This is a genomic window from Arthrobacter sp. TJ-265, assembly GCF_058269135.1.
The window spans coordinates 290,891-315,292 of the sequence record NZ_JBZCND010000003.1 but is presented as its reverse complement, the minus strand read 5'-3'; the positions used below and the strand labels follow the sequence as shown (position 1 = coordinate 315,292).

General features: G+C 70.9%; 22 protein-coding genes and 3 pseudogenes. 14 read left to right on the top strand and 11 right to left on the bottom strand.

Annotation, left to right across the window (positions count from 1 at the left end):
* The first annotated feature begins 59 nt into the window (after nucleotides 1-59).
* A complete protein-coding gene (locus AC4D2E_RS13150) occupies nucleotides 60-695 on the top strand; it encodes a DedA family protein (RefSeq protein WP_258069811.1) in 636 nt (211 codons plus the stop codon).
* On the top strand, nucleotides 658-2,049 hold the full coding sequence (locus AC4D2E_RS13145) for a TspO/MBR family protein (protein WP_490952889.1): 1,392 nt from the start codon (nucleotides 658-660) through the stop codon (nucleotides 2,047-2,049). The genes AC4D2E_RS13150 and AC4D2E_RS13145 overlap by 38 nt, the downstream gene beginning before the upstream one ends.
* A gap of 39 nt (nucleotides 2,050-2,088) precedes the next feature.
* Here the strand turns inward: AC4D2E_RS13145 and ppc are convergent, their stop codons facing one another.
* From ppc to AC4D2E_RS13130, 3 genes are all read right to left on the bottom strand, one after another.
* On the bottom strand, nucleotides 2,089-4,914 hold the full coding sequence (ppc, locus tag AC4D2E_RS13140) for a phosphoenolpyruvate carboxylase (RefSeq protein ID WP_490952888.1): 2,826 nt from the start codon (nucleotides 4,912-4,914) through the stop codon (nucleotides 2,089-2,091).
* 170 nt (nucleotides 4,915-5,084) lie between these two features.
* Entirely contained in the window at nucleotides 5,085-5,438 is a 354-nt protein-coding gene (locus tag AC4D2E_RS13135; protein WP_490952887.1) for a DUF202 domain-containing protein, read from the bottom strand.
* Between the two features lie 2 nt (nucleotides 5,439-5,440).
* A complete protein-coding gene (locus AC4D2E_RS13130) occupies nucleotides 5,441-5,827 on the bottom strand; it encodes a YidH family protein (protein ID WP_258069912.1) in 387 nt (128 codons plus the stop codon).
* 223 nt (nucleotides 5,828-6,050) lie between these two features.
* Here AC4D2E_RS13130 and AC4D2E_RS13125 point away from each other — a divergent pair, with 223 nt between their 5' ends.
* The gene (locus AC4D2E_RS13125) at nucleotides 6,051-7,241 is read left to right on the top strand and encodes an ATP-grasp domain-containing protein (protein ID WP_490952886.1); all 1,191 of its coding nucleotides are present in this window, start codon (nucleotides 6,051-6,053) and stop codon (nucleotides 7,239-7,241) included.
* 16 nt (nucleotides 7,242-7,257) lie between these two features.
* Here AC4D2E_RS13125 and murJ read toward each other — a convergent pair whose 3' ends face one another.
* The 3 genes from murJ to AC4D2E_RS13110 all read right to left on the bottom strand — a co-directional run bounded on the left by murJ (nucleotide 7,258) and on the right by AC4D2E_RS13110 (nucleotide 10,892).
* On the bottom strand, nucleotides 7,258-8,775 hold the full coding sequence (gene murJ / locus AC4D2E_RS13120; protein ID WP_490952885.1) for a murein biosynthesis integral membrane protein MurJ: 1,518 nt from the start codon (nucleotides 8,773-8,775) through the stop codon (nucleotides 7,258-7,260).
* Between the two features lie 128 nt (nucleotides 8,776-8,903).
* Nucleotides 8,904-10,064 carry an acyl-CoA dehydrogenase family protein gene (locus tag AC4D2E_RS13115; RefSeq protein ID WP_490952967.1) on the bottom strand — a complete coding sequence of 387 codons (1,161 nt, stop codon included), beginning with the start codon at nucleotides 10,062-10,064 and terminating at the stop codon, nucleotides 8,904-8,906.
* 42 nt (nucleotides 10,065-10,106) lie between these two features.
* Nucleotides 10,107-10,892, bottom strand: a complete 786-nt coding sequence (locus AC4D2E_RS13110; protein WP_490952884.1) for an SDR family NAD(P)-dependent oxidoreductase — start codon at nucleotides 10,890-10,892, stop codon at nucleotides 10,107-10,109.
* A gap of 145 nt (nucleotides 10,893-11,037) precedes the next feature.
* Here AC4D2E_RS13110 and AC4D2E_RS13105 point away from each other — a divergent pair, with 145 nt between their 5' ends.
* Together AC4D2E_RS13105 and AC4D2E_RS13100 are read left to right on the top strand one after the other, a co-directional pair.
* Nucleotides 11,038-12,063: a glycoside hydrolase family 76 protein gene (locus AC4D2E_RS13105; protein WP_490952883.1), complete on the top strand. Its 1,026-nt coding sequence runs from the start codon at nucleotides 11,038-11,040 to the stop codon at nucleotides 12,061-12,063.
* A gap of 12 nt (nucleotides 12,064-12,075) precedes the next feature.
* Nucleotides 12,076-13,308: a saccharopine dehydrogenase family protein gene (locus AC4D2E_RS13100; RefSeq protein ID WP_490952882.1), complete on the top strand. Its 1,233-nt coding sequence runs from the start codon at nucleotides 12,076-12,078 to the stop codon at nucleotides 13,306-13,308.
* Between the two features lie 6 nt (nucleotides 13,309-13,314).
* Here AC4D2E_RS13100 and AC4D2E_RS13095 read toward each other — a convergent pair whose 3' ends face one another.
* A complete protein-coding gene (locus AC4D2E_RS13095) occupies nucleotides 13,315-13,917 on the bottom strand; it encodes a YdeI/OmpD-associated family protein (RefSeq protein ID WP_490911219.1) in 603 nt (200 codons plus the stop codon).
* 91 nt (nucleotides 13,918-14,008) lie between these two features.
* On the opposite strand from AC4D2E_RS13095, the gene AC4D2E_RS13090 reads away from it, so the two are divergent.
* The gene (locus tag AC4D2E_RS13090; RefSeq protein ID WP_490952881.1) at nucleotides 14,009-14,722 is read left to right on the top strand and encodes a VOC family protein; all 714 of its coding nucleotides are present in this window, start codon (nucleotides 14,009-14,011) and stop codon (nucleotides 14,720-14,722) included.
* Between the two features lie 56 nt (nucleotides 14,723-14,778).
* Here AC4D2E_RS13090 and AC4D2E_RS13085 read toward each other — a convergent pair whose 3' ends face one another.
* The 3 genes and pseudogenes from AC4D2E_RS13085 to AC4D2E_RS13075 form a co-directional block, all read right to left on the bottom strand.
* Nucleotides 14,779-15,570, bottom strand: a complete 792-nt coding sequence (locus AC4D2E_RS13085; RefSeq protein WP_490952966.1) for an SGNH/GDSL hydrolase family protein — start codon at nucleotides 15,568-15,570, stop codon at nucleotides 14,779-14,781.
* A 6-nt stretch (nucleotides 15,571-15,576) separates the two neighbouring features.
* A pseudogene (locus AC4D2E_RS13080) lies at nucleotides 15,577-15,630 on the bottom strand (hypothetical protein); the annotation flags it as partial.
* A 128-nt stretch (nucleotides 15,631-15,758) separates the two neighbouring features.
* Nucleotides 15,759-16,697 (bottom strand): annotated as a pseudogene (locus tag AC4D2E_RS13075) (LGFP repeat-containing protein); the annotation flags it as partial.
* Between the two features lie 317 nt (nucleotides 16,698-17,014).
* On the opposite strand from AC4D2E_RS13075, the gene AC4D2E_RS13070 reads away from it, so the two are divergent.
* The 3 genes from AC4D2E_RS13070 to tgt all read left to right on the top strand — a co-directional run bounded on the left by AC4D2E_RS13070 (nucleotide 17,015) and on the right by tgt (nucleotide 19,828).
* Nucleotides 17,015-17,554: an NUDIX hydrolase family protein gene (locus AC4D2E_RS13070; RefSeq protein ID WP_104167058.1), complete on the top strand. Its 540-nt coding sequence runs from the start codon at nucleotides 17,015-17,017 to the stop codon at nucleotides 17,552-17,554.
* A gap of 117 nt (nucleotides 17,555-17,671) precedes the next feature.
* Nucleotides 17,672-18,526, top strand: coding sequence for a DUF6707 family protein (locus AC4D2E_RS13065; RefSeq protein ID WP_490952880.1), 855 nt, complete (start codon nucleotides 17,672-17,674; stop codon nucleotides 18,524-18,526).
* 39 nt (nucleotides 18,527-18,565) lie between these two features.
* Complete coding sequence (gene tgt, locus AC4D2E_RS13060) at nucleotides 18,566-19,828, top strand: tRNA guanosine(34) transglycosylase Tgt (RefSeq protein WP_490952879.1); 1,263 nt, start codon at nucleotides 18,566-18,568, stop codon at nucleotides 19,826-19,828.
* A 51-nt stretch (nucleotides 19,829-19,879) separates the two neighbouring features.
* Here tgt and AC4D2E_RS13055 read toward each other — a convergent pair whose 3' ends face one another.
* The gene (locus AC4D2E_RS13055; protein ID WP_490952878.1) at nucleotides 19,880-20,416 is read right to left on the bottom strand and encodes a hypothetical protein; all 537 of its coding nucleotides are present in this window, start codon (nucleotides 20,414-20,416) and stop codon (nucleotides 19,880-19,882) included.
* Nucleotides 20,417-20,494: 78 nt separating this feature from the next.
* Here AC4D2E_RS13055 and AC4D2E_RS13050 point away from each other — a divergent pair.
* From AC4D2E_RS13050 to AC4D2E_RS13030, 5 genes and pseudogenes are all read left to right on the top strand, one after another.
* A pseudogene (locus AC4D2E_RS13050) lies at nucleotides 20,495-21,847 on the top strand (LGFP repeat-containing protein); the annotation flags it as partial.
* Nucleotides 21,848-21,850: 3 nt separating this feature from the next.
* Entirely contained in the window at nucleotides 21,851-22,612 is a 762-nt protein-coding gene (locus tag AC4D2E_RS13045) for a L,D-transpeptidase family protein (protein WP_490952965.1), read from the top strand.
* Between the two features lie 174 nt (nucleotides 22,613-22,786).
* Nucleotides 22,787-23,452 carry a TetR/AcrR family transcriptional regulator gene (locus AC4D2E_RS13040; RefSeq protein WP_490952877.1) on the top strand — a complete coding sequence of 222 codons (666 nt, stop codon included), beginning with the start codon at nucleotides 22,787-22,789 and terminating at the stop codon, nucleotides 23,450-23,452.
* On the top strand, nucleotides 23,449-23,895 hold the full coding sequence (locus AC4D2E_RS13035; protein WP_490952876.1) for a hypothetical protein: 447 nt from the start codon (nucleotides 23,449-23,451) through the stop codon (nucleotides 23,893-23,895). Before AC4D2E_RS13040 ends, AC4D2E_RS13035 begins: the two co-directional genes overlap by 4 nt.
* 8 nt (nucleotides 23,896-23,903) lie before the next feature.
* Nucleotides 23,904-24,398, top strand: a complete 495-nt coding sequence (locus AC4D2E_RS13030) for a DUF1731 domain-containing protein (RefSeq protein ID WP_490952875.1) — start codon at nucleotides 23,904-23,906, stop codon at nucleotides 24,396-24,398.
* Nucleotides 24,399-24,402 lie beyond the last annotated feature (4 nt).

Below are 24,402 nucleotides of genomic sequence, written 5' to 3'. Positions count from 1 at the left end.
GGACCGGTTTCCTCCCGGGGCCCCGGCGGTGCCCCGGGTCCGGACGGTACATTTGCGGAGTGGACCTGCCCGGAACGGACATCCCCGACCCGCTCTACCTCCTCGTCATGTTCGCCGTCGTCGTCGCCGATGTGGTGCTCCCCGTCGTGCCCTCCGAACTGCTCGTGATCGGCGCCGGCACCATGGCCGCCGACGGCATGCTCCTGCTGCCCGTCGCGGGCCTCGTCGCATGGGCCGGCAGCTGGCTCGGGGATGTGGCCCTGTTCCTCCTGTTCCGGCGTCGGCTCACGCATGTCCTCGACCGCTTCCGCTGGGGGCGCCGGGTCCACCGGGGGCTGCGTGAGGCCATCGCGAAGGCGGGCTCGTCGCCCACCTACGCCGCCGTCGTCGCCGTGCGCTTCCTGCCCGGCGGGCGCACCGCGAGCGTCTCCGCGGCAGGCATCGCCGAACTGCCCCTCCGCCCCTTCATGCTCGCGGCGGGCACCGGAGGGGCGCTGTGGACGGCGTGGCTGGTCGGCCTCGGCTTCGTCGCGGGCGCTTCGACCGGGCTGCCCGCCTGGATGGGCGCGCTGCTCGGAATGGTGGTCGGTACGCTGGTGGGAGCCATCACGGCAGCAATCATCGCCCTGAAGAGACACCGGAAGGCCAAGAACGCGCATGAGCACCCCGAAGAACCCGGGTCCGAGGCTCCCTGACAAGCCGGTCAGGCCTCCGACCGTCGCACAGGAAGCTCCCGCCGCCCCGCGCTCCTCCGAGTCGACGGGTGTCCTCGAACGCCTCAAGGCCGCGCAGCCACGGGGTGCCGGTGCTGCCGACCACGACGGGCCCGACCGCCCGGCCGCTGCGACCACGGCGGCGAGCGAAGGAAGGTCCGGCGGCGTGGGGTACGGCGCCTCACGCGCGGACGGCCACGACCGGTCCGATGCCTCGCGCGGCCCGGGTGCCGCCGGCAGCAGGAACGACCCCAGCGGCGGCACCCGCACCCTCGATGCGCCCACCGGGGCCGAGGGCAGCAAGGAGATCCCGAGCCGCCAGGGCAGCGACGACGGCGGCGCGGCTGCCGCCGAGCGGCTCCGGGTCGCGGCCGTCCGGGCGAGGGCAGCGGCCGTTCGCGCGAGGGAAGCGGCCGGAGTGACCGGCCGGGCCATCCACCACGGCAGCAGCGCGACGGCCCGGCAGGTCTCCTCCTGGGACCGGGACGTGGTCCGGCAGGTGGTCGTGACGGTATGCGCCCTCGCCTGCATCCTCGGGTCGGCGGCGGGTGTCGGCGCCTTCGGCGGCCCGTCGATCCGGGACGCCGCCGGCGGCCTGTTCGCCCCGGACGCGACGCTGCTGGCGCCGTCGTCGGCGGCCTTCTCCATCTGGAGCGTGATCTACGTGGGCCTGGTGGCGTACACGGTGTTCCAGTGGCTGCCGTCGCAGCGGAGGACAGACCGCCAGCGGGGCCTCGGCTGGACCGTGGCGGCCTCCATGCTCCTCAACCTCGCATGGATATTGAGCGCACAGGCCGGCCTGCTGACCTTGAGCCTCGTGGTCATCATGCTGCTCTTCTTCGCACTCCTGTCCGCCGTCCGGACCATGAACGACCACCCCAACGAGACGCGGCTCGAGGGTGCGCTCGTGGATACGCCGATCGGTCTCTACCTGGGCTGGGTGCTCCTGGCGGCGGCCGCGAACTGGGCGGCGTTCCTCACGGCGACGGGCGCGGACCTCTTCGGCTGGTCCGGTGTCGCGTGGTCCATCCTCGGGATCACGGCCGTCCTCGTGACGGCCGCCATCATCTGCTCGACGGACCGCGGACGCCTTGCCGTGGCCGTGGCGACCTCGTGGGGGCTGCTGTGGATCGCCGTCGAACGGGTGCTGGGCGAGCCGTTCGCGATGAACCTGGCGTTCTTCGCCGTCCTGGCGATCTTCCTGCTGCTCATCACGGCAGGCTCGCGCCGCCACCGGGTGGACCACGAGTATCGGCACTGGCTGCGGGCGCAGCAGGACGCCCGGCGCGAGCCCGTCCACCTGGGGGGCGGCGACTACGAGGACTCGCGCTACTAGCCCGGGTGGGCGGGCGCGGGGCTGAGCCCAGCGCCGGGCTCAGCCCGTGTTGCGCATCCCCGCGGCGACGCCGTTGATGGTGATCAGCATCGCGCGCTGGAGCGGCCCGTCGGGCTGCCCGCCGTCGGCCTCGGACCGCACACGGCGCAGCAGTTCCACCTGGAGGTAGGAGATCGGGTCGAGGTACTGGTCGCGCACCGCGAGGGAGCGCTTGAGGACCGGCTGGTTGTCGAGCAGTTCGTGTTCACCCGTCAGCTGCCTGATCTCGGCGAGCGTGAGTTCGTACTCCTCCCGGATGACCCCGAACAGGTGCTGCAGGTCGTCCGGCACGAGGGCCTCGACGTAGTGCGCGGCGATCTCCAGGTCCGTCTTCGCGAGGGTCATCTCCACGTTCGACACCACGGTGCGGAAGAAGTGCCAGCGCTCCAGCATCTCCGCGAGCAGTCCCTCATGGCCTGCCTCCCGCGCAGCGCGCAGTCCGGAGCCGACGCCGAACCAGCCGGGGACGATCTGCCGGGACTGCGTCCAGCCGAAGACCCACGGGATGGCGCGGAGCCCACCGAGGCCGCTGCCCGAATCCGGCCGCTTGGCGGGACGCGAGCCGATGTTGAGCGAGCCGAGCTGCTCCACGGGCGTGGAGGCGAGGAAGTACGCCGGAAGGTCCTCGTGGTCGATCAGCGAGCGGTAGCGGGCGAACGCGGCGTCCGACACCGTCTCCATCACCTCCGCCCAGCGATCCCGCTCGTCGTCCGACGAGCGGGGTGTGCGGTGCAGTGCGGAACCCTGCATGACCGCGGCCAGGGACAGCTCGAGGTTCTCCCGGGCGAGGGCGGGCAGCGAGTACTTGTCACTGATGACCTCGCCCTGCTCGGTGAACTTGATCTCGCCCTCGAGGACGCCGTTGGGCTGGGCGACGATGGCGTCGTACGTCGGTCCGCCACCCCGGCCCACGGAACCGCCGCGGCCGTGGAACAGGCGAAGCCCCACCCCGTGCTTCGCGGCGACGTCGCGGAGGAGCCGCTGCGTCTTGTGGATCTCCCAGAGGCTCGTGAGCACGCCCGATTCCTTGTTGGAATCCGAATAACCGAGCATCACCTCCTGCACGTCACCGCGCAGGCGCACCACCTCCCGGTACGTGGGATCGCACAGGAGCGTGTCCACGATCCGGGCGGAGACCCGCAGCTCGTCGACCGTCTCCAGGAGCGGCGCGAAGCCGATCTTCGCGAACGCGCCGGAGTCGGCGCCCCCGGAGCCGTTCCCGACGACGTCGACCAGTCCGGCCTCGCGGGCCAGCACCACCGGGGCGAGCACGTCATCCGCGCCGCGCGTCATGGAGACGATGTAGGTCTCGATGACGTCGGGGCCGTAGGTCTCGAGTGCGGAGGCGATCTCGCGGAAGACGTCGAACGTGCGGCGTGCGGCGTCGTCGAGGGGAGGGTTCGCCGTCGCCAGCGGACGCCGGGAGGCCAGTTCGTCCGACAGCGTGCGGAGGCGGTCGGCCCGGGACAGCTCGAGGTAGGGGACCTCCAGCTCGCCGAGCCGGTCGGTCAGCTGGGCGATCACGTCGTGGTGCATGTCGGCGTGTTCGCGGATGTCGAGGGTCGCGAGGTGCAGCCCGAAGGACGAGATGACGCGCGACGCGGTGGCCAGGGCGCCGTCCGCGGCGAGGCCCGCCGCGTGCTCCCGGAGGGAGTTCCCGACGAGCTCGAGATCCGCCAGCACCTGTGCGGTGTCGTTGTAGTCCCGGCCGGGCTCGTGCGCCGAATGGTTCTGCACCCGCGCGGCGGTGTTGAGGAGCTTGGCCTTCACACAGGTCAGCTTGAGCCGGTAGGGCTCCTGGGCGTTGAGCTCGAGGATCCGCTTGTCCAGCCGGGGGAGGTTCGCCAGGTCGCGCTGGATGGATGCCGTCAGCTCCTCGGACGCCGCGACGATCGCGGTCGAGGACGAGAGCGAGGAGATGAGCCGGTCGATGAAATGGATCGCGATGCGGACGGCCTGCTGGTTCTGGATCTGCAGGATCTCGCGGGTCACGGCCGCGGTGACGTTCGGATTGCCGTCACGGTCGCCGCCGATCCACGAGCCGAACCGGAGCGGGGCCCCCTCGGCGGGCAGCGCCACGCCGTGCTCGGCGAGGAGGTCGGAGAGATCCTCGAGCAGTTCGGGCATGGACGTGGTGAGGATGCCGCCGAGATAGTAGATGGCGTTCCGGGCCTCGTCGATCGGCGTGGGCCGGACCTGCCGCAGTTCGTCCGTCTGCCAGATCAGGTCGATGACCTCGGCGAGCCGCCGGTCCTGACGGCGTCGGCGCTGGGAGCCCTCCGGCGTGGCCTCGGCGAGGATGTCCGACAGGAGGCGGAGCTTGTCCAGGACCGACCGCCGCGACGCCTCGGTGGGGTGCGCCGTGAAGACGGGGCGCACGTCGAGGGAGGCGACGACGACGGCGAGCGCGCCGGGACCGGCGTCGGACGCGATGCGGGAGACGGTCTGCGCGAGCCAGCCGTCCTCCTCGGGCCGTGCGCGCAGGCCGCGCACGCGGTGGACCTGCTCCGCGGCGTTGGCCAGGTGGAAGTAGGCGGCGAAGGCCCGCACCAGGTCCGTCGCCTGGTCGATGGGCAGGTCCGCGAGCAGCTCGCGCACGCGACCGGCCAGCTCCGCGCGCTCACCGGCGTCGCTGACGCTGCCCGATTCCTTGGACTGCTTCGTGAGCAGGCGGACGCGTTCCACGAGGTCCAGCAGCTCCTGCCCGTGCTGCCGCACGAGGGATTCGCCCAGCAGGGTGCTGACACGCCGCACGTCGGCCCGGAGTTCGGCACTGACGTCTCCTCCCGCATCTCCGAGCCGGTCGCCGGCGGGTGGGGCTGTCACTTCGAGGGGCACTGTCACAACGGCCTGCTTTCAGGTCACGGAAAACGGGCGTATACGGCACTGGATACGACGGATGATGGTCGGATTTTACCCGGCGATGTGGCGCCGACCTCACCCGGTCCGTCATGTGAAGCGGCCCCAGCCGGTGCACCCTGCCTCATGCCCGGCGATCAGCGCAGGGGCAGGGCGACGACGACGACGAGTGCCAGCGCACCGAGCAGCGCCACGGCGGCCGCGGTCCCCAGGACGCCGACGACGTCGGCCTCGATCCGCCCGACGCGGATCCCGCGGGCGCTGCGCCGGTAGCGACGGGCCTGCCCGGCGGTGATGGCCAGGGCCGTCGCGGCGGTCAGCAGGGTCAGCCCGAGGGGGAACCAGCCGTAGCGGGGCACCCAGCGGAGCAGGAGGACGCCGGCGACGACCAGCGCGAGCATGGTGCGGTTCCAGGCCAGCGTCGTCCGTTCGGGCTGCAGCCCGGGATCGGCGTGCGGTCTCGGGACCGGGTCCTCCTGCGGCGTGTGCACGGTCAGGCGTTGCCCAGGACCACGACGAGGAACGCTGCGGCGACGAGGGCGCCCCCACCGGCGAGGACGGGGACGAGGATCGACAGGGGCAGCGGGGCCTGCCGGCGCATGGCCCGTTCGACGGCGAGCCAGCGGACGCCGGCCGCGACGGCCAGGACCATCGCGAGCAGCAGGAGCACGACGGCGAGCGCGGTCCGGACCGGGCTCGCGAACGTGTCCGAGGTGAAGGCCTCGACGGCGACGCCCCCGGCGAGGAGCGCGAGCGCCGTCCGGATCCACGCGAGGAACGTCCGCTCATTGGCGAGGGTGAACCGGGGGTCCGGCTCGGTCCCGCCACCGAGGATCCGCGCGGACCAGCCCCGGCGGCCGGGGGGCGAGGCGCCTTCGATCGCGGGTGCGCCGGCTGCCTCCGGGGCGTGTTCGGACGGTTCGTCCCTCGATGACCTCACGGCCCCATGGTAGGGCCGGCCGACGGCGGCGGGGTGTCCTGCCGTGCCGGTGGACCTCCATCCGCCTGCGCCGGTGGTCCTGGACGCAGGGACGTTTTGCCTTTTCACGCCATAGTACGGTTGGCTGGGAAGCCGCCGATCGCCCCCCACCGTCGAGGTCCACATGCATCAGCCGCAGGAAGGTCCGACCACCCGGTCGGGCCGAATTCCCGCGACACCCCAGGCCCGACGTCGCGTCCTGATCGTCGCCACGGGCCGGGATCGCGGCGCACTCGCGGCCGCCCGCGCCTTCCGGCGCGCGGGCTGGTACGTCGGCGTGGGAACCCCCGAGGGTGGGGGATCGCTCGGCGCGTCGGCTGCCTGCGACACCACGTTCCACGTGCCGCGTCCCCGTGACGGGAGCTCCGGCTTCATCGAGGGTGTCCGTGGAGCGGCGGAAGCAGGGGCCTTCGACGTGGTCTTCGGCGGAGGGGACGACTGGATGGCAGCCCTCGCCGCCTACCGGTCGCAGATCCCCGTCCCGGTGGCGCACCCGGACTTCGCCGTCGTCGCGACGGTCCTGGACAAGCTCAGGCTCGCTCAGTTCGCCGGGAAGGCCGGGCTGGCGTCGCCTCACACGGAACTCGCCACGGACGAGGCCCTTGCGGGCTGGTCCGGGCCGGTGGTCGTGAAATGCAAGGAACACTGGGCGCCCCAGCAGACCCATCCGCTGCGCATCGAGGCCAAGCTGTTCGGCACCCCCGCCGCCGCACGACCCCAGGTCGAGAGGATCCGGGCAGCCGGGGCGCAGGCGATCCTGCAGGAGCCGGTCGAGGGGACGCTCGGAGCGCTGATCGGCGTCTTCCACGGAGGCAGGCTGCTCGGCCGCACCCAGCAGGTGTCGACGCACCTGTGGCCCACCCCCAACGGCGCCTCGGCCCGGGCGTCCACCGTCACCGTCGACGAGGTGCTGGTCGGGAAGGTCGAGTCGATGCTCCTCGACATCGGCTGGCACGGCCTCGTCGAACTCCAGTTCCTCACCGGCGACGACGGTGTCCCCCACCTGATCGACTTCAACGGACGGTTCTACGGCTCGCTCGCGCTGGCCGAGTCCGCGCGGCCCGGCCTGGTGCACAACTGGGCGCTGGCCGCGATCGGCGCGGAGCCGTCGTCCCTCGCCGACGCGACACCCGGGAAGCGCTACTCGTGGCTCACCGGCGACCTGCGGCGCGCCCGCATCGAACGGCGTCATGGTCTCCTCCGCGATCTCGCCGACAGCATCCTCTGGTCGACGCGCGCACGCCACAGCATCTGGGATCCCCGCGATATCGGCCCCTCGGTGAGCCTGGCGCTCCGGCGGTTCCGCCGCCCCTGAGGATCGGCCGGAGCCGTCACCGCCGGCGCGCGGCCCTCACCATCTCGAGCGGCACGAGCCGCTCGGGCGCACGCGCGAGGACCAGGCCTGCCACGTACACGCCGAGGATCACGGTTCCGACCAGCGTGCCCTGGACGAGCGGGGAGGCGCCGTCGGTCGCCGCCAGGACCGCTGCTCCACCCAGGGCGGCAGCAGTACCGATCGCCGCGGCGCGCGCCACGAGGGCGAGGGCAGGCCGGACCTCCACCGCCGCGTGCCGGCGCGCGAGGAGCCAGGCGTTCGCGACGGCGGCGAAGACGAGTGAGACCGTCGTCGCCAGTGCGATGCCGGCCACGCCCATCACCGGTGCGAGGAGGATGTCACCGGCGACGTTGATGACCATGGCGGCGAGCGACACGAGGACCGGCGCGCGTGAATCACCGAGCGCATAGGACGTGCTGACCATCACCTGCCGGACCCCCATCGCGACGAGGGCGGGTGCGTACCAGAGGACCGCGACGGCGGTGGTGCCGGCGTCGTCGGCCGTGAACTCCCCGCGTCCGTAGGCGACGAGCGAGAGCGGCAGCGCCGCCACCATCAGCACGATAGTCAGCGGTACCAGGATCGTGACGGTGACGGACAGCCCGCGGGACACGAGGCGCCTGACCTCCTGCACGTTGCCGGCGGCCGCCCCGAGCGCCGGATAGAGCGGCACGAGAAGGGAGGCGATGAGCAGGGTCTCCGGCAGGTTGACGAGGCGCCAGCCGTAGGACAGGGCCGTGATGGCGCCGTCGCCCAGGGTCGATCCGACCGCCCGGTCGACCAGCGAATTCACGTTGGCGATCGCACTTCCCACCAGCAGCGGCGGCATGAGCCGCGCGATCTCCACGAACCCCGGGTGCCGTACCTCCCACCGGGGCCGGACGCGCAGACCGAGAGCGTGCAGGGGCGGCAGCTGCAGCGCCAGTCGCGCAGCGGATCCGATCACGAAGCCGACGGCGAGCGCCTGGATCCCGTACTGCGGGCCGAACAGTCCGGCCGCCCCGATCATGATGATGTTGAACGGCACCCCCTGCAGCGAGGACCAGACCACCCTGCCGTGGGCCTGAGCGACGGCAGCCAGGAGGTCGGTGCCGGCGATCAGGACGGTCGCCAGCAGTACGATCCTGGTCAGGGTGACGGTGAGTTCTGCCTGTTCGCCCTCGAACCCGGGCGCCAGCACCGCCGTCACGGGGGCCGCGAGGATCCCCACGACGACGGCACCCAGCCCGAGAACCACCATGGTCACGGTGATGGCGGTGTCGAAGCTGCGGTGCCCGCGGCAGCGCGGACCCTCGGCAGCGACCTCGCGCGCGATGACGGGGGTGACGGAGCGGGCCATGGCGTAGGCCACCAGACCCAGCACGACGTTCATGAGTCCCTGCGCCACCAGGTAGGAGTCGAGGGACGGCCCCGCGCCGTAGACCGCGGCGATGACGACGTCGCGCACGAAACCGAAGACCGTGGAGACGGCCGTCAGGGCGGTCACCACGACGGCGGCACGCGAGACGCTCACCCGACCGCCTCCCGATGTCATGCCCAGCCAGAACCTCGATCATTCAAGCATGACGGCCGTCTGGAGGGCGAAACGGGTGATCCCCGACCCCGCCATCGATCAGGTGCGGGCACAGAGTCGGCTGCGGGTCAGGCGAAAGCGGAGATGCCCGTCAGCGCCCTGCCCACGATCAGGCTGTTGATCTCGTAGGACCCCTCGTAGGTGTAGACGGCCTCCGCGTCGGCGAAGATCTTCGCCATGGAGAAGTCCGTCACGATCCCGTTCCCGCCGAGGATTCCCCGCCCGAGTGCCACCGTCTCGCGCATCCGGGCCGTCGTGAAGGACTTGGCGAAGGCGGCCTGCGGCATGTCGGACGCGCCCTGCTCCTGCAGCTGGGCGATGCGGGTCATGACCCCGAGGCTCGCCGTCGTGTTGCCCATCATCGTGACGAGCTGGTCCTGGACGAGCTGGAAACCCGCGATCGGCCGGCCGAACTGGTGCCGCTCCACGGCGTACTGCCGGGCGACGTCGAACGCGGCCAGTTGCTGGCCGACGGCCTGCCAGCCGACGAGGATCCGGGACCCCAGCAGGAGCTGCCGCGTGTCGTCGAAGGACGCGATGCCGGCGAAACGGTCGGCCTCGTCGACGCGCACGTCGGTCAGCGTGATGTCCGCGTTCTGGACCGTCCGGAGCGCGGTCTTGTTCGCGATGACGGTGCGCGTCACCCCGGGCAGCGTCGCGTCGAGGATGAAGCCCCGCACGCCCCCCGTCTCCGTATCCCGCGCCCACAGGAGCATGTAGTCGCAGAACGTCCCGTTGCCGATCCATCGCTTGGCACCGTTGAGCACCCAGGTGTCGCCGTCGCGCGTGGCGGTGGTCGCCATGCCGCCGGCGACGTCGGAGCCGTGCAGCGGCTCGGTGAGCGCGAACGCCCCCGTGATCGTCAGGTCCATGGCGTCCTGCAGGAGCCGCGCCTTCTGCTCCGCGCTGCCGAACAGGTGCAGGGCCTCGACGAAGAGGTCGTGGTGGACCATGAAGAACGTCGCGATCGAGGTGTCCGCCCGGGTCATCTCCGCGATCACGAGGCCGCTGAACAGAGGGCTGTAGCCCTGCTGCACCGGCGTGCTGAGCTGCAGGTCCGCGAGCTTCGGCAGGAGCTCGTGCGGGAACTCGGCCCGGTTCCACCAGTCGACGGCGCGCGGAGAGACCTCCTTGTCCAGGAAGTCCCGCACGTCCTGCAGTTTCGAGCGCTCGCGGGCGGGGAGGAGGGATTCGAAGCCGAGGAAATCGGCGGTGGGCAGCTGGCTCATCATCGAGCCGTCCTTTCGATCGAGCTGAGACCGGGAGCGGCGCTACCTCGGCGCCATGCGGATGGCACCGTCGAGGCGGATCGTCTCACCGTTGAGCATCTGGTTCCCGACGATGTGTGCGGCGAGCGCCGCGTACTCGACGGGCTTGCCGAGCCGGGACGGGTGCGGTACCTGGGCGCCGAGGGAATCCTGGGCCTCCTGCGGCAACCCGGCCATCATGGGCGTCTCGAAGATCCCGGGGGCGATGGTGACCACGCGGATCAGGGACCGCGCGAGTTCACGCGCGAGGGGCAGCGTCATCGCCGCGACCCCGCCCTTCGACGCGGCGTAGGCCGGCTGTCCGATCTGGCCGTCGAACGCCGCGACGGACGCGGTGTTGATGATGACGCCGCGCTCGTCCGAGCCCCCGAGGCCCCGGACGGTGGGGGTGGCGGCCATGGCTTCGGCGGCGAGCCGGACGACGTTGAAGGTGCCCACGAGGTTGACGGTGATGACCCGGGTGAACTGTTCGAGCGGTAGGACGCCGTCGCGCCCGAGGACCTTGCCGGGTGTGGCGATCCCGGCGCAGTTGACCACGATCCGCAGCGGGCCGAGGCCTGCGGTGGCGTCCACGGCGGCCTGGACCTGGGCGGGATCGGCGACGTCGGCGGCGACGAAGCGCACGCGCTCGCCGCTCGGGTCCAGCTCCGCGGCAGCGTCGGCGCCGGCGGACTGCGGCAGATCCACGAGGACCACCGCCGCGCCGTCGTCGACCAGCCGGCGGGCCGTGGCGAGCCCGAGCCCGGAGGCGCCACCGGTGACGAGGGCCACTGCTCCCCTGATGTCCATGCCTGGTCCTTCCGCATTCGATGGACCGCCGTTGGTCCATCCACGCGCCCAGCGTACTGTGACGTGGCCCACTGCGCACCCGGCGGAGGATCTGCTGCGCATCCTGCCCAATCCGGCAGTACTCCGACGTGACTAGGGTGGTCACATGCCCATTCCCGACCACGCGGCCGCCGCCGCTGCCCGAAGCGTCCGGCACCTGTTCGCCCGGCGGAGCCTGCGGGTGCCGGGGACGCGCCTCGCGGCGGTCGCCTTCCCGGCACCGACCAGTCCCCGGAGCCACTGGCACTACTGGTGGCAGGCGCACTACCTCGACTGCCTGCTGGACGAGCACCAGCGCGATGCCGGGTCGGGCGCGCTGCTCGAGGCCCGGAAGCTGGCCCGCGGCATCTGGCTGAGGAACGGCGGCCGGTGGCGCAACGCCTACTACGACGACATGGCCTGGCTCGCGCTCGCCCTGCAGCGCCTGGACGCGCTGGACGGACGGCGCCGTCCGCGGCGCGGCGTGCGGGTGCTGGGTGACGCGCTCCGTTCGGCGCACACCCCGGACCTCGGCGGCGGCGTCTACTGGAACACCACGCGCGACTACAAGAACACGCCGAGCACGGCCCCCGCGGCCCTCTTCTTCGCACGGGCAGGAGAGACCGGGCGGGCGCAGGAGCTGCTCGACTGGCTGAGGGATCGCCTGTTCGACGCCACGAGCGGCCTCTACCTCGACGGCGTCAAGGCCGACGGCCGGGTGGAGCGCTCGCTGCACACGTACAACCAGGGCACGGTGCTCGGCGCGCTGGTCGCCGTCGGCGGACCGGCCGGGCTGCGGCACGCGGCGGACCTCGCCGCAGCGGTGGCCAGGGAGGTCGCCGACGGCGACGGCGTGCTGCCGCTGGCGGGCACGGGCGACGCCGGTCTGTTCACCGGGATCCTGGCGCGCTACCTCGCACAGGCCGCCGCGGCGGAGATCGGCGCGGCGCCGGCCACGGAGGCCCGGGCCGTGCTCGCCGCGACGGCGGAGCATGTCTGGTCCGGCCGCCGCACGGACGCTTCCGGGATGCTCGTCTTCCCGCCGCGGCAGGACGGACCGGTCAGCCTGTCCTCCCAGCTCCAGGCCTGGATGATCCTCGAGGCAGCGAGCACGAGCCGCGCACAGGAGGGGCAGGCCCATCGCCCCGGGTGACAGACTGCTCGCATGGAGAACCCACCCCGCGACCACGACCTCGTCATCTACGGAGCGACCGGTTTCGTCGGCGAGTTGATCGCCGCCTACCTCGCGACGCACGCCCCGGCCGGCCTGCGGATCGGGCTTGCGGGCCGGTCGACGGCCAGGCTCGAAGCGGTCCGCTCGCGGCTGCCGGCCGCGGCGCACGCATGGCCCCTCATCGAAGCGGACTCAGGGGACACGGGTTCGATCACCGCCCTGGCCGAGGGCACCCGGGTGCTCTTCACCACCGTCGGCCCCTACGCGAAGTACGGGCTGCCGGTCGTCGAGGCCTGCGCGCGGGCGGGCACCCACTACGGCGACCTGACGGGCGAGGTCTCCTTCGTCCGGGAGGCGATCGACCACTGCGACGCCCTGGCCCGGTCGAGCGGCGCCCGGATCGTGCACTCGTGCGGCTATGACTCCGTGCCGTCCGATCTGGCGGTACTGCTGCTCCATCAGGCGGCAGAGGCCGACGGCGCCGGCGCCCTGACCGAGGTCCAGCTCGTCGCGACGGCCAAGGGCGGCATCAGCGGAGGCACCCTCGACTCGATGCGCGTGCAACTCGACGGGATGCGGTCGAGCGCCGCGCTGCGGTCCCTCATCGCCGACCCCTATGCCCTCAGCCCGGACCGCGTGCGGGAGCCCGCGACGCCGCAGCCGGCGGACGCCGGTCCGGTGAGCCGCTCCGGCGACGGCCTGTGGACCGCGCCCTTCGTCATGGCCGCCGCGAACACCCGGATCGTGCGCCGCAGCAACGCCCTGCAGGACTGGGCCTACGGCCGCTCCCTGCGGTACGGCGAGGTGATGGGCGTGGCCCGTGGCCCGGCGGGGGCGGTCATCGCCGGGGCGACGGCGCTCGGACTCGGCGCGTTCGCCGGTGCGATGACGTTCCCGGTGACCCGCCGCCTGCTCGACCGCGTGCTGCCGGCCCCGGGGACGGGCCCGAGTGCCGGCACACGGCGCAAGGGGTGGTTCCGCTCCCAGGTGACCGCCCTCACCGAGGGCGGTCACCGGTACCGGGCGGTCGCTGCCGGTCCCGGCGATCCGGGCTACGCCGCCACCGCCGTCATGGCGGGTGAGACGGCGCTGGCCCTGGCACTGGACGGCGACCGGCTCCCCCGGGTGAGCGGATCACTGACGCCGGCCACCGCGCTCGGCGATGTGCTCGTGCAGCGGCTCCGTGCAGCCGGCCACACCTACGAGGTGGCCAGGCTGGCCTGACCGACGTCAGTCGCCGGTCGTCGAGCCCTTCCCCTGCGGGTAGAGCGCCTCCCCGCGCGCCAGCATGGCGACGAACTTCGTGATGTTGCGTTCCTTCGCCGCGTCCGTCCTCAACTGGGACAGCCGGAAGATCATGGCGTAGCGGTTCTGCGAGGACAGGGTGCGGAAGGTGGCGAGCGCGGCGTCGTCGGCCTCGATCGCGGCGAGGAGTTCGGGCGGCATCTCGGCGTTCGCCGGTCCCGAGTAGGCCCGCTCCCACCGTCCGTCGGCCTGCGCGGCCGCCACCGCCCGCTCGCCCGCCTCCCGCATGCGGCCCTCGGCGCGGAGCCGCTCGATGTGACCCTGGTTGCGGACGGACCAGATGCTCCGCGGACCGCGTGGCGTGAAGCGCTGGAAGTAGCTGTGCTCGTCCCGGGACTTCGCCTGCCCGTCGATCCACCCGAAGCACAGCGCCTCGTCGAGCGCCTGCGCGTAGGTGAGCCGGGTCGTCGTCCCGCCCTTCTTGTGCTCGATGAGCCAGACCCCGGGCGAGGAGGCGTGGTTCTCCTCCAGCCAGGCCCGCCATGCGGGCGCGTCGGGCAGGAGGAGCTCGGGCAGTTCGGCCTTCATGCGATCACCCTAGGACGACTCCGGTCATTGCGGAACCGGGTGCTGGCATGCTGGACAGACCCGGACCTCACCCCGACCCGAAGGAGGACCGATGCTCCGCGTCCGCCCCCTCGTCCATACGCCGGACCTTCCCGGTGCGGCCCGCTTCCTGCGGACACTCGGTCTCGCTCCGGCGCAGCACCCCGTGCCGACTGCCTCCTGCGCCGTGTTCGACGCCGGGAGCGGCCGCTTGGCCCTCCACGCCTGCACGCCGGGCAGTGAGGAGGACGGCACCGTGACCCTCGCCTTCGACGTCTCCGACGTACGGGAGTTCGCGCGCCGGACCGCGGAGGCGGGCACCGCCGTCGGGCTCTCCGACGAGGGCCACGGCCTCGCCGCCCGCGTCACCGCGCCGGACGGGCTGTCCTTCCTCGCCGGCGTCGGGCCGCGCGAGACGGGTGCGCCGCCGTCGCCGCTGGCGGTCCTCGCGCTCTGGCACACGCCCGACGTCGGACCGGCCGCGAAGGTGCTGGGAGACATCGGGGGGAAGCCCAGGACCAGCTCCGGTGCCGGCACCTGGCACGACTTCCGGGCGAAGAACGGAGGCCTCGTCGCCGTGAGCGCCGGGCCGCGCACCGCTGTCGACCTGGCCTTCGAGTACGACGGCGATGTGCGGGAGATCCTCGCCGGCCTCGCCGCGGGTGGCCCCGAGGCCGTCGTCGTCGAGGGTGCGGACGGACGGTCGCTGCGCGTCCGCGCCCCCTGGGGTGCGGAGGTCCGGATCACCGAGTGGCAGCGGGATTCATCCGGCCGCACCGTGCACTGACCGGGCGCCCGCGGCGCATCACGAACGAGGGGTCACGTCCGCCGCGGTGAGCCCGCCTACCGCCCGAGTGCGGCCCCGAGCTGCGCGGTGTACAGCGTGGCGACCGCATTGTGCCCGTCCTGCGACAAGTGCACATCGTCCAGGTACTCGGCGTTGGCTGCGCTGGCGAGGCCCGCGACCGAGATGAAGGTGACGCCGTGCTGCGCGGCGTTCAGCGCCAGCACCTCGTCGATGTGACGGCGCTGGACGTGCGAATCATCGCTGCGGGACATGACCCCGTTGATCACGATCCTGCTGTTCGGGTACATCAGCTTCAACTTGGCCCAGAGGGCCGTGCTGTCGGCGATGACCTGTGCGTCCGACTTCCACGATGTCGCGTCGTTGCCGCCCATGGAGACCAGCACTAGGCCCGGGGTGCCGCCAGGGAACGGCATCAAGCCGTTCCGGACCGCGGTCCAGCCGGTTCCACCGGCCCCGACACTGGCGGTCGAATAACCCATCCCCCCGAAGGCGAGGTGCGAGGCCTGATCGGAGAAGCCCATGGCGCGGGCACCCTGCTCGCTCCAGGAGTCACCGTCGAGCTGTGAATCGCCGTAGAGCACCACCGACGTCGCGGTGGCCTCGACGGAGGTGAAGGGGTAGACGGAGGACCCCGGGGGCGCGGCTGGCGGGGCGACTGCCGGCGCGCCCGTCGTGATGATGCCTTTCTGGAACTGGGTGTAGGTCCCTGCCTCGTCCTTCCAGGTATCGCTCGTCGGCCAGCCGTACCTGCCGAAGTTGCTCTCCAGCGTGGTGAAGTGCCCGGTGTCGATGCTCTTCGCACCGGTTGTCGGGCCCCACACGATCATGCCCCCCTGGAAGCGTTGGTAGTACCCACCCTGCCAGGCGGTCTTGTTGCCGGTCGGCAGGCCGAGGAAGGATTGGGCGCCGCCCTTCTGCTCGTAGTAGGTCTGGATGCCACCGTTGGTGGTGGCGAAGACCTGGCCGCGGGACCAGANCCGGTCGGCAGGCCGAGGAAGGAGTGGGCGCCGCCCTTCTGCTCGTAGTAGGTCTGGATGCCACCGTTGGTGGTGGCGAAGACCTGGCCGCGGGACCAGAAGACCTTGCCGCCCTCGAAGTCCTGCCGCACGCCGTTCGGGACGGCGACCTCTCCGGACGTGGGATAGCCCAGGAAGCCGCGCTCGTACCGGTTGGCGGCGTAGTAGCTCCTGATGCCGCCGATGACGGCACGGGCTCCGGTCGCAGGCGACCAGTTCACGTAGCCGTTCTGGAAGCTCTGGGAGTACCCACCCTGCCAGCCGGTCTTGTTGCCGGTCGGCAGGCCGAGGAAGGAGTGGGCGCCGCCCTTCTGCTCGTAGTAGGTCTGGATGCCACCGTTGGTGGTGGCGAAGACCTGGCCGCGGGACCAGAAGACCTTGCCGCCCTCGAAGTCCTGCCGCACGCCGTTCGGGACGGCGACCTCTCCGGACGTGGGATAGCCCAGGAAGCCGCGCTCGTACCGGTTGGCGGCGTAGTAGCTCCTGATGCCGCCGAAGACGGTCTGGGCTCCGGTCGCAGGCGACCAGTAGATGAACCCGTTCTGGAAGTGCTGGAGTCGGCCGCCACGTACGGAGAGCCCGCCGGCGTCGCCGGTGGGGAAGCCCAGGAAACCCCTGGTCCACCCGGTGGCCGAGTACCGGGCACCGATGGCGTCGTCGAGCACGATCTGCGCGCCGGTGCTTCGGGTCCAGAGGACATGGCCTTTCTGGAAGCGCTGGGAGCAACTGATCCCGTCACAGCTCTTGTAGCCGAGGGGGTCGCCGAGCACGGCGCGGTTGGCGTTCCATTTGAGGTACGTCTGGCCATCGACGGTGTAGCCCGCGACCCGGAGCAGGGGTGGGGGTTGCGGCGGGACGGCCGCCTGCGCGGGGGGTGCAAGAGCCCCCGCCCCCGACCACAGAACAAAGGTTGCTACAGCAACGGCGCCGAGCCTCATCATCCTGGACATCAAGACCCCATAACTCGCGAAAGCGTTACTGAGACCCTGATGCGTCAATACGGAACGATCACCCCGCCTGCCTGTTTCGTTCCGTGTTTCGGTGACTATACGGGCGTATCGCGCTCTTGTGACCACCAATCGGGCAGGGAATTCTTCGACAGCGGCTTTCCGTCCGAACCCGGAGACCGCGTCGGCCTGCCTTTATCGGGCGAGGAGTTCCTCGACCGCTCCTGCACCTCCGGGCGGATTCAGCCGCTGGCCGAAGAACCGCGCGCCGCCTGCCCCGGGCGGAGGCACTGCGATAGAACTGGGGTATGAACGTTCGTACCCCTGACCCCAATCCGGGTTGGCTCTCCGAAGATGACCTGTACGAGGCCCGCCGCCGCCTGCCGATGGTGTACGTGGAGGCGATTCCCGTGCGGTGCGACGCCCTCGGGTACGTGAACGAGGTGGGACTGCTGCTGCAGGCCAGCGAGCAGGGCGAGATGGTGCGCACCTTCGTCTCAGGACGCGTCATGTACCGGGAGACCATCCGGGCCGCACTGCTGCGACACCTCGAGAAGGACCTGGGGCCGCTGGCCCTGCCCCAGCTGCCGCCGTCGCCCGTGCCGTTCACGATCGCCGAGTACTTCCCCTCCCCCTCGGAGACGGGACTGACCGACGACCGCCAGCACGCCGTCGCCCTCGCGTACCTGATCCCCGTCACCGGGGAGTGCAACCCGCGCCAGGATGCGCTGGAACTGTCCTGGCTGACGCCGTCCGAAGCGCTGAGCCCGTCGATCCAGGCCGAGTTCTCGGGAGGACGCGCGGACCTGCTGCGCCAGGCACTCGCCCACGCCGGCTGGGGACGCTGAGCCGACGGCACCTGCCGGCTCCTCGTTCCCGTATCGTCGTATGGGCGCGCTGGGGCGCCGGGAACATCCAGGGGGCTAGAGGCAGAGGTTGGCACGACGTACATGATGGTTAACAGGGTGGACAGGACAGGACTGCGCGCGGTCCCGGCGGAGATGCTGGCGGCCGGTGATGTGCTGGCGCTCCCCGACGGCGGGGACACGGCCGAGGTCACGGCGATCGGGATCGAGAACGACGACTTCGGGGTGCCCGCACTCGTCGTCGCGACGGTCGCCGGAGACCACCGCATCACGATCGCCACGGGCTCGATGGTCTATGTGGAACCCGCGGACGCCGAGATCGGGGTCTCCCCCGTGGCCGCCGACCACGGATCCCCCGAAGCGCTCGTCGCCCAGGTGGCCCAGGCGCACCCGGACAGCACGGACATCCAGGACGTCGCCGGGCGGTTGGCCCGCGGCATCAACCTCAAGTCCGGCAGCAACCTCCAGGACCTGCACCAGCTCGCGCTGGCCCTGTTCGTCGACGAGGGCGACGCCGCAGCGGCCCTGGGCATCGCCGACCTCCTGGCGGAGCTGCCGTTCGACGGCAACTTCGGCCGCTGGAAGTGGATCGAGGGCGGCCTCGCGATCGCCGCCTACCTCACCCGGCACGACGAGGAGCGCTCCCTCCGCTACTCCGCCGCGATCCGCGCGGCCGACGACGCCGAGACGGACCCGCTGCGCGCCAAGACCAGCGCCATGTACCGGCAGCGGCAGCTCAACGAACCCAATGTCTACGACCCCGAGATCCTCCGTGCCTCAACCGCCGGACGGATCGACGTCGAACGCGACTGGCGCGTGCTCCGCATCGGCGTCCTGCTCTACCTGCGCGCCCACGGCGGCTCCGAGACACTGAGCCGGGACGTGCTGGAGCGGCGCATCGCCGCGGAGCTCGCCGCCGTCGCCGCCCTCAACGCGCAGCTCGCCGACCGGTAGCGGTCCGGCCGACCGCCGTCGGGCTGGCAAAATGGGGTGGTGCATCCACAGTCCCAGCAGTCCTCGTTCGCCTTCTCCGTCCGTCACCGCCTCGAGGACACGACGCCGGGAGCCGGGAGCGGCGGGCCGCGGCACGGGCGCACCGGGACGATCACCACCCCGCACGGCGAGATCCGCACGCCCGCCTTCATCCCGGTGGGCACCAAGGCGACCGTGAAGGCCGTGCTGCCCGCGGCGATGGCCGAGCTCGGCGCCCAGGCACTGCTCGCCAACGCCTACCACCTGTACCTGCAGCCGGGCGCGGACATCCTCGACGAGGCCGGCGGGCTCGGTGCGTTCATGAACTGGCCCGGCCCCACCTTCACCGACTCCGGCGGCTTCCAGGTCATGAGCCTCGGATCGGGCTTCAAGAAGGTGATCACCATGGACGTCCCGGTGGACTCGGACAAGGCGGGCGCCGACGACCGCGTCGCCGTCGGCAAGGAGCGCCTCGCGCACATCGACGACGACGGCGTCTGGTTCAAGAGCCACCTCAACGGCGACCGCCACCGCTTCACGCCGGAGATCTCCATGCAGGTGCAGCACCAGCTCGGTGCGGACATCATGTTCGCCTTCGACGAGCTGACCACCCTCATGAATTCGCGCGGCTACCAGGAGGAGTCCCTCGAACGGACCCGGCTCTGGGCCCAGCGGTGCATCGGCGAACACCAGCGGCTCACCGAGGAGCGCAGCCACCGCCCCTACCAGGCCCTGTTCGGGGTCATCCAGGGCGCGCAGTACGAGGACCTCCGAAGGAAGGCGTCCGCCGATCTCGGGGCCATGGACTTCGACGGGTTCGGCATCGGCGGTGCCCTCGAGAAGGAGAATCTCGGGACGATCCTCGGCTGGTGCAGCGACGAGCTGCCCGAGGACAAGCCGCGCCATCTGCTCGGCATCTCGGAGCCCGACGACCTCTTCACCGCGATCGAGAACGGCGCCGACACCTTCGACTGCGTCTCGCCCACCCGGGTGGCCCGCAATTCCGCGTTCTACACCCCCCACGGCCGCTGGAATCTCTCCAACGCACGGTTCAAGCGGGATTTCACGCCCCTCGTCGACGGATGCGACTGCTACACCTGCGGGAACTATTCACGCGCCTACATCCATCACCTGTTCAAGGCGAAGGAAATGGTGTCCGCGACCCTCATCTCGATCCATAACGAACGATTCGTCGTGCGCATGGTCGATGACGCCCGCGAGGCCATCGACAACGGGACGTTCCACGAATTGAAAGCCGAAGTGCTGGGGTCCTACTACCGGTAGAACTCGTTCCTGACAGGAAGCTGCGGAATTCTTGTCGAATTGCGGGCCGGATCACGGGAGATCGCTGATAATCTCCGACTGTACGATATTCCCGGTCAGAAGCCCCTGGTTCCCGAACGTGGAGTTCACGGCAGGAAATGGGGGAACAATGCGGAGTCCCACGCCGCTCTTCTTGTGGACGGCCGCGGGCGTCCTCGCCCTTTCCGGCTGCACTTCGCCGCCCGCCGATGCGCCGGGCGCACCGGCATCAGGACCGTCGGCCCCGGGATCGACGACGGCGCCCGAACCGTCCGTCCCGGCGACGACGTCGGGGGCTACGGCGACGGTACCGGTTCCGGTTCCGCCGGCAACGGTCGCCCCGGATCCGGGACCGAGTGTCGAGGCAACCCTCGAAACCGGCATGGAGTCCGTGCCCGCGAGTCCCACCGCCATCGCCAATGAGGCCCTCGGCGATGTGGTGTGCGCGGCGGATGCAGCGGGCGTCTGGTCCTTCTCCGGGACGCTGACGAACACGGCCGACACCGAGGTGACGTTCTCCGTCGTCGTCGCGGTCGGCAGCACCAGCAGCGTGGCCGGCCGCGCGCGCATCGAACGAACAGTACCAGCCGGCGGCACGGCTGAAGTCCGCGCTGACGCCTTCGCCGATGGGGCCCCAGCATCTTCCACATGTCAGGCGGTTGTCTCCCGGTGAACCATTCATCCACGTCCCTTCCGGCGCGCGCGCTCGCTGTAGTCTCGCTGGCCGCGCTCCTCCTCTCCGGACTCGCTCCGGGTGCGGCCGCGGCGCCCGCGCCCGCGCCCTCCGTCACGAGCACGGAGCAGAGCCCTCCCGCAACCACACCCCCGGCGACGGCCGATCCGGGCACGACTCCCCCTGCTGCCGGGCTGCGGACACCCGCGCCCGAGAGCCCGGAAGCAGTTCCGGAGCCGTCGACCTCCGGGACGGTCCCGTCCGAGCGTCCAGCGACAACGGCGCCTGTGGTCCCGGACCCGGCTGAACCGTCGGACCAGGCGCCGGTCGCCCCGGCCGGCCCGGGACGTGACGTCCCACCTGAGGGAACCGCACCGGAGGGAACCGCACCGGCGGTGCCCGAAGTGAAGGAACCGACGCCCCCGACGGGATCATCGAAGCCCGAGGCCGGCGTCGCTGCCACAGGCCCCTTTATCCCCGTCAGGGGCATCGCCGCCAAGTGGAGGGAACTCGGTGGTGCTGCTGGCCCGCTGGGTGAACCAACCTCTAATGAATCCTGCGATGCGGCAGCACACTGTGTAGAAACCTTCGTCGGTGGAGAACTCCATTACACCCCCTCGACGGGAACGCGCGCAGTGCTGTTCACCTCCGGCAAGACCGGTCCTCGATGGGCGGCTACCGGGGGCCTACGCACTCTCGGCTACCCGGTCACCGACGAACAGTGCACCACAGGTGGCTGCTCGCAGCGGTTCTCCAGTGGGATCGACCTCACGTGGAGCACGACGGCCGGGCACCAGAAGGTGTGGACCCGGGGCGCCATCGGCGGAGCGCTACACAAGCTGTATGGCGGCTACGCTGGTGCTGGTTACCCGTCGTCGGCCGAGGTCTGCGGCAAGCGTGACAACGGCTGCGTCCAGGACTTCGGTCGATTCCGGATCATGTGGTCCGCCCCGACCGGAGCCTACGGGGTGTGGACTCCCGGAGCCATCGGTGGTGTCTACTCACGGACCGGGGCAGAGAACGGCTGGCTCGGTTATCCGAGGTCCAGGGAAACCTGCGGGCTACGGTCGGCCGGCTGCAAGCAGACCTACCAGCGCGGGGTGATCTCTTGGTCACCGGCCACAGGCGCTCGCATCAGCCGTGGCGGCATACTCACCGCCTGGGCAGCCCGCAGCGCCGAGAGCGGTGCACTCGGCTACCCCCTTGAGAACGAGGTTTGCGGACAACGGGATGGTGGCTGCTACCAACGGTTCCAGGGAGGCGTGATCCTTTGGTCACCCGCCACCGGGTCCCAGCCAGTGCGCGGAGGAATCAGAACCAAGTACGAATCAATGGGTGGGAACCTGAGCTACCTCGGCTACCCCCAGACACCGGAGCGCTGCGAAGTCGACAAATGCGTCCAGACCTTCCAGGGCGGGTACATCTCCTGGAGTGCCTCTGGCGGTCGGGATCACCGGCACACCGAATGCACCTCGCTGAACAATGGGCGTTCCAAGTACCCGACGGGCGGCGCGAAGAGGGTCCTGCTCACCATCGCCGGCGGTTACGGCCAGAGTTCCGCCAAGGCCGTGTACTGCCAGCGGGTGGCGGGAACCTATGTCACCGACTGGCAGACGGACGCGACGGTAGGAGCCAGCGGCTTCAAGCGGCCGGGAGTCCCCTCCGGGCCGACCCGCTTCAACTACTCCCCCACCGGGTCCTACTCCGTGACCGAGGCCTTCGGCCTGGGCAACCCCGGCACCGCGCTGCCCTACCGCACGCTCAACCCCCGCTCTCGCTGGGGCGGCAACCCCTACACGAGCACCTACAACAAGTACTTCGAGTCCTCCACCTGGGTGGGCTACGACGAGGACATGTGGTACTTCGCGACACGGGCGACCCACGACTACCGTCAGGGCGCCGTGATCAACTACAACCGGCCGCCGGACTCACCCATCGTCCAGGATGCAGGCTTCGCCATCTTCCTGCACCAGAACAAGGTTCCGACGGCCGGGTGCATCGCGCTCGACGACTGGGCCGTCGTGGACTACCTGAGGAAGTCGACGCCCGGGGACCGCATCATCATGGGCGTCGCATCGGACCTGTTCCGGTAGCAGCACTCCTGCCGCACCGAGAGGACCCCCGACGGGAGACCGGCGGGGGTTCTCCCGTTCCGGGGGCCTTCCCGCCTGCTCCGGACGAACGGGAACCCTCTGCAACGGCCAGGATTCGAACGTGTTCAGTTCTGGTCTACACTCAGAATTGAACACGTTCGAAAAAGGAGACCGATGCCCTCGCCGACGGCCAAAAGCGAAGCGACCCGGGAGTTGCTGGTCTCCACCGCGCTCCGGCTGTTCCGTGAGCACGGCTACGAGAAGACGACCATGCGGGCCATCGCCGCCGCCGCGGATGTCTCCACCGGGAGCGCCTACTACTACTTCGCCTCGAAGGACGACCTCGTCCACGAGCTGTACCGCAGCCTCCAGGAGGAACACCGCTCCCTGGCCCTCCCCCGTCTCCGCGAGGGCCAGAATCTCGGCGAACTCCTGCGGATCGTCCTGAACACGGGGGTGGGCGTGATGGGTCCGTACCACGACTTCGGTTCGAACTTCATCAACATCGCCATCAAGCCGTCCGCGACGACGAGCCCGTTCGGCAGCGAGTCCGCCGTGGCCCGGGCCCGCGCCATCTCGCTCTTCCGGCAGGCCGTGGCGATGTCGCGGCCGCAGCCGCCCCTGGCCATCCGGGACGACCTCCCCGAACTCCTCTGGTACGCCTACATGGGCATCATCCTCTTCTGGGTCTACGACTCCTCCCCCGACCAGATCCGGACGCGCCGACTCATCGACCAGGCCGCGCCGCTCCTCTCGAAGCTCGTGATCCTCTCCCGGCTTCCCGTGGTGCGGAAGATCGTCGAGGACATCGTGCAGCTGATCCGGGGGACCCGGCAATGACGGAGGACCCGGCAGGAACGGCCGACGCCGGGCGGCGCGCACCAAACCCCCGCCATCGGGTGACGTTCGGGATCGGCGCCGTCGCCGTCGGGTTCCTCGTGGGACTCTCCACCCTCGCGCTGGCCTTCGCCCTCTCCTGGGGGCCCGACGCCCCGGGCGTCTTCCTCCTGGCACTCTGGTACGGCGTCGGCGTCGGCGTGATCACCGGCCTGCCCCTCGGCATTGTGCTCGGGCTCCTGCTGCGCCCCGTCGCCAACCAGTGGGTGCACATCGGGGTCTTCTTCGCCGGCTTCACCCTGGTGTCCTTCGTCATCATCACCCTGCTGTCCCCCTCCCGGGTGCTCCTCGAGAGCCTCCCCATCGCCCTGATCATCGGAGGTGCGGGCGCCCTGGCCCGTGCCAGCGTCTGGAAGCTGGTCCACGTGCACGGAACCGAGCAATGAACCCTGCGATGCATGACGACACGATCATCCGAACGGTGGTCATCGCCGGAGCCTCGGGATTCATCGGGGCCCACCTGGTCCGGCCGCTGGTCATGCTGGCGAGGACCGGGCTCGGCGGCCCGATGGGTCCGGGGGCGCAGAAGTTCAGCTGGATCCACCTCGACGACGTCTTCCGTGCCATCGTGTTCATCGCCGGGACGCCCTCGCTGAACGGGCCGGTGAACGCGGCGGCCCCCGACGTCGTCACCAACGCCGAGCTCATGGCCGCCCTCCGCACACGCCTCCGTATCCCGGTCGGGCTCCCCACCCCGGCATGGCTCCTCGAGCTGGGCGGCAGGATCATCCGGACGGAAGCAGAGCTGGTCCTCAAGAGCCGGTGGGTGGCCCCGCGCAAGCTCGTCGACGCCGGCTTCACCTTCGACCATCCGACGCTGGGACCGGCGCTCGACGACATCCTCACCCCGGACCGGGTGGCCGCCGTGGAGCCGAGTCGGGCAGACTAGGACG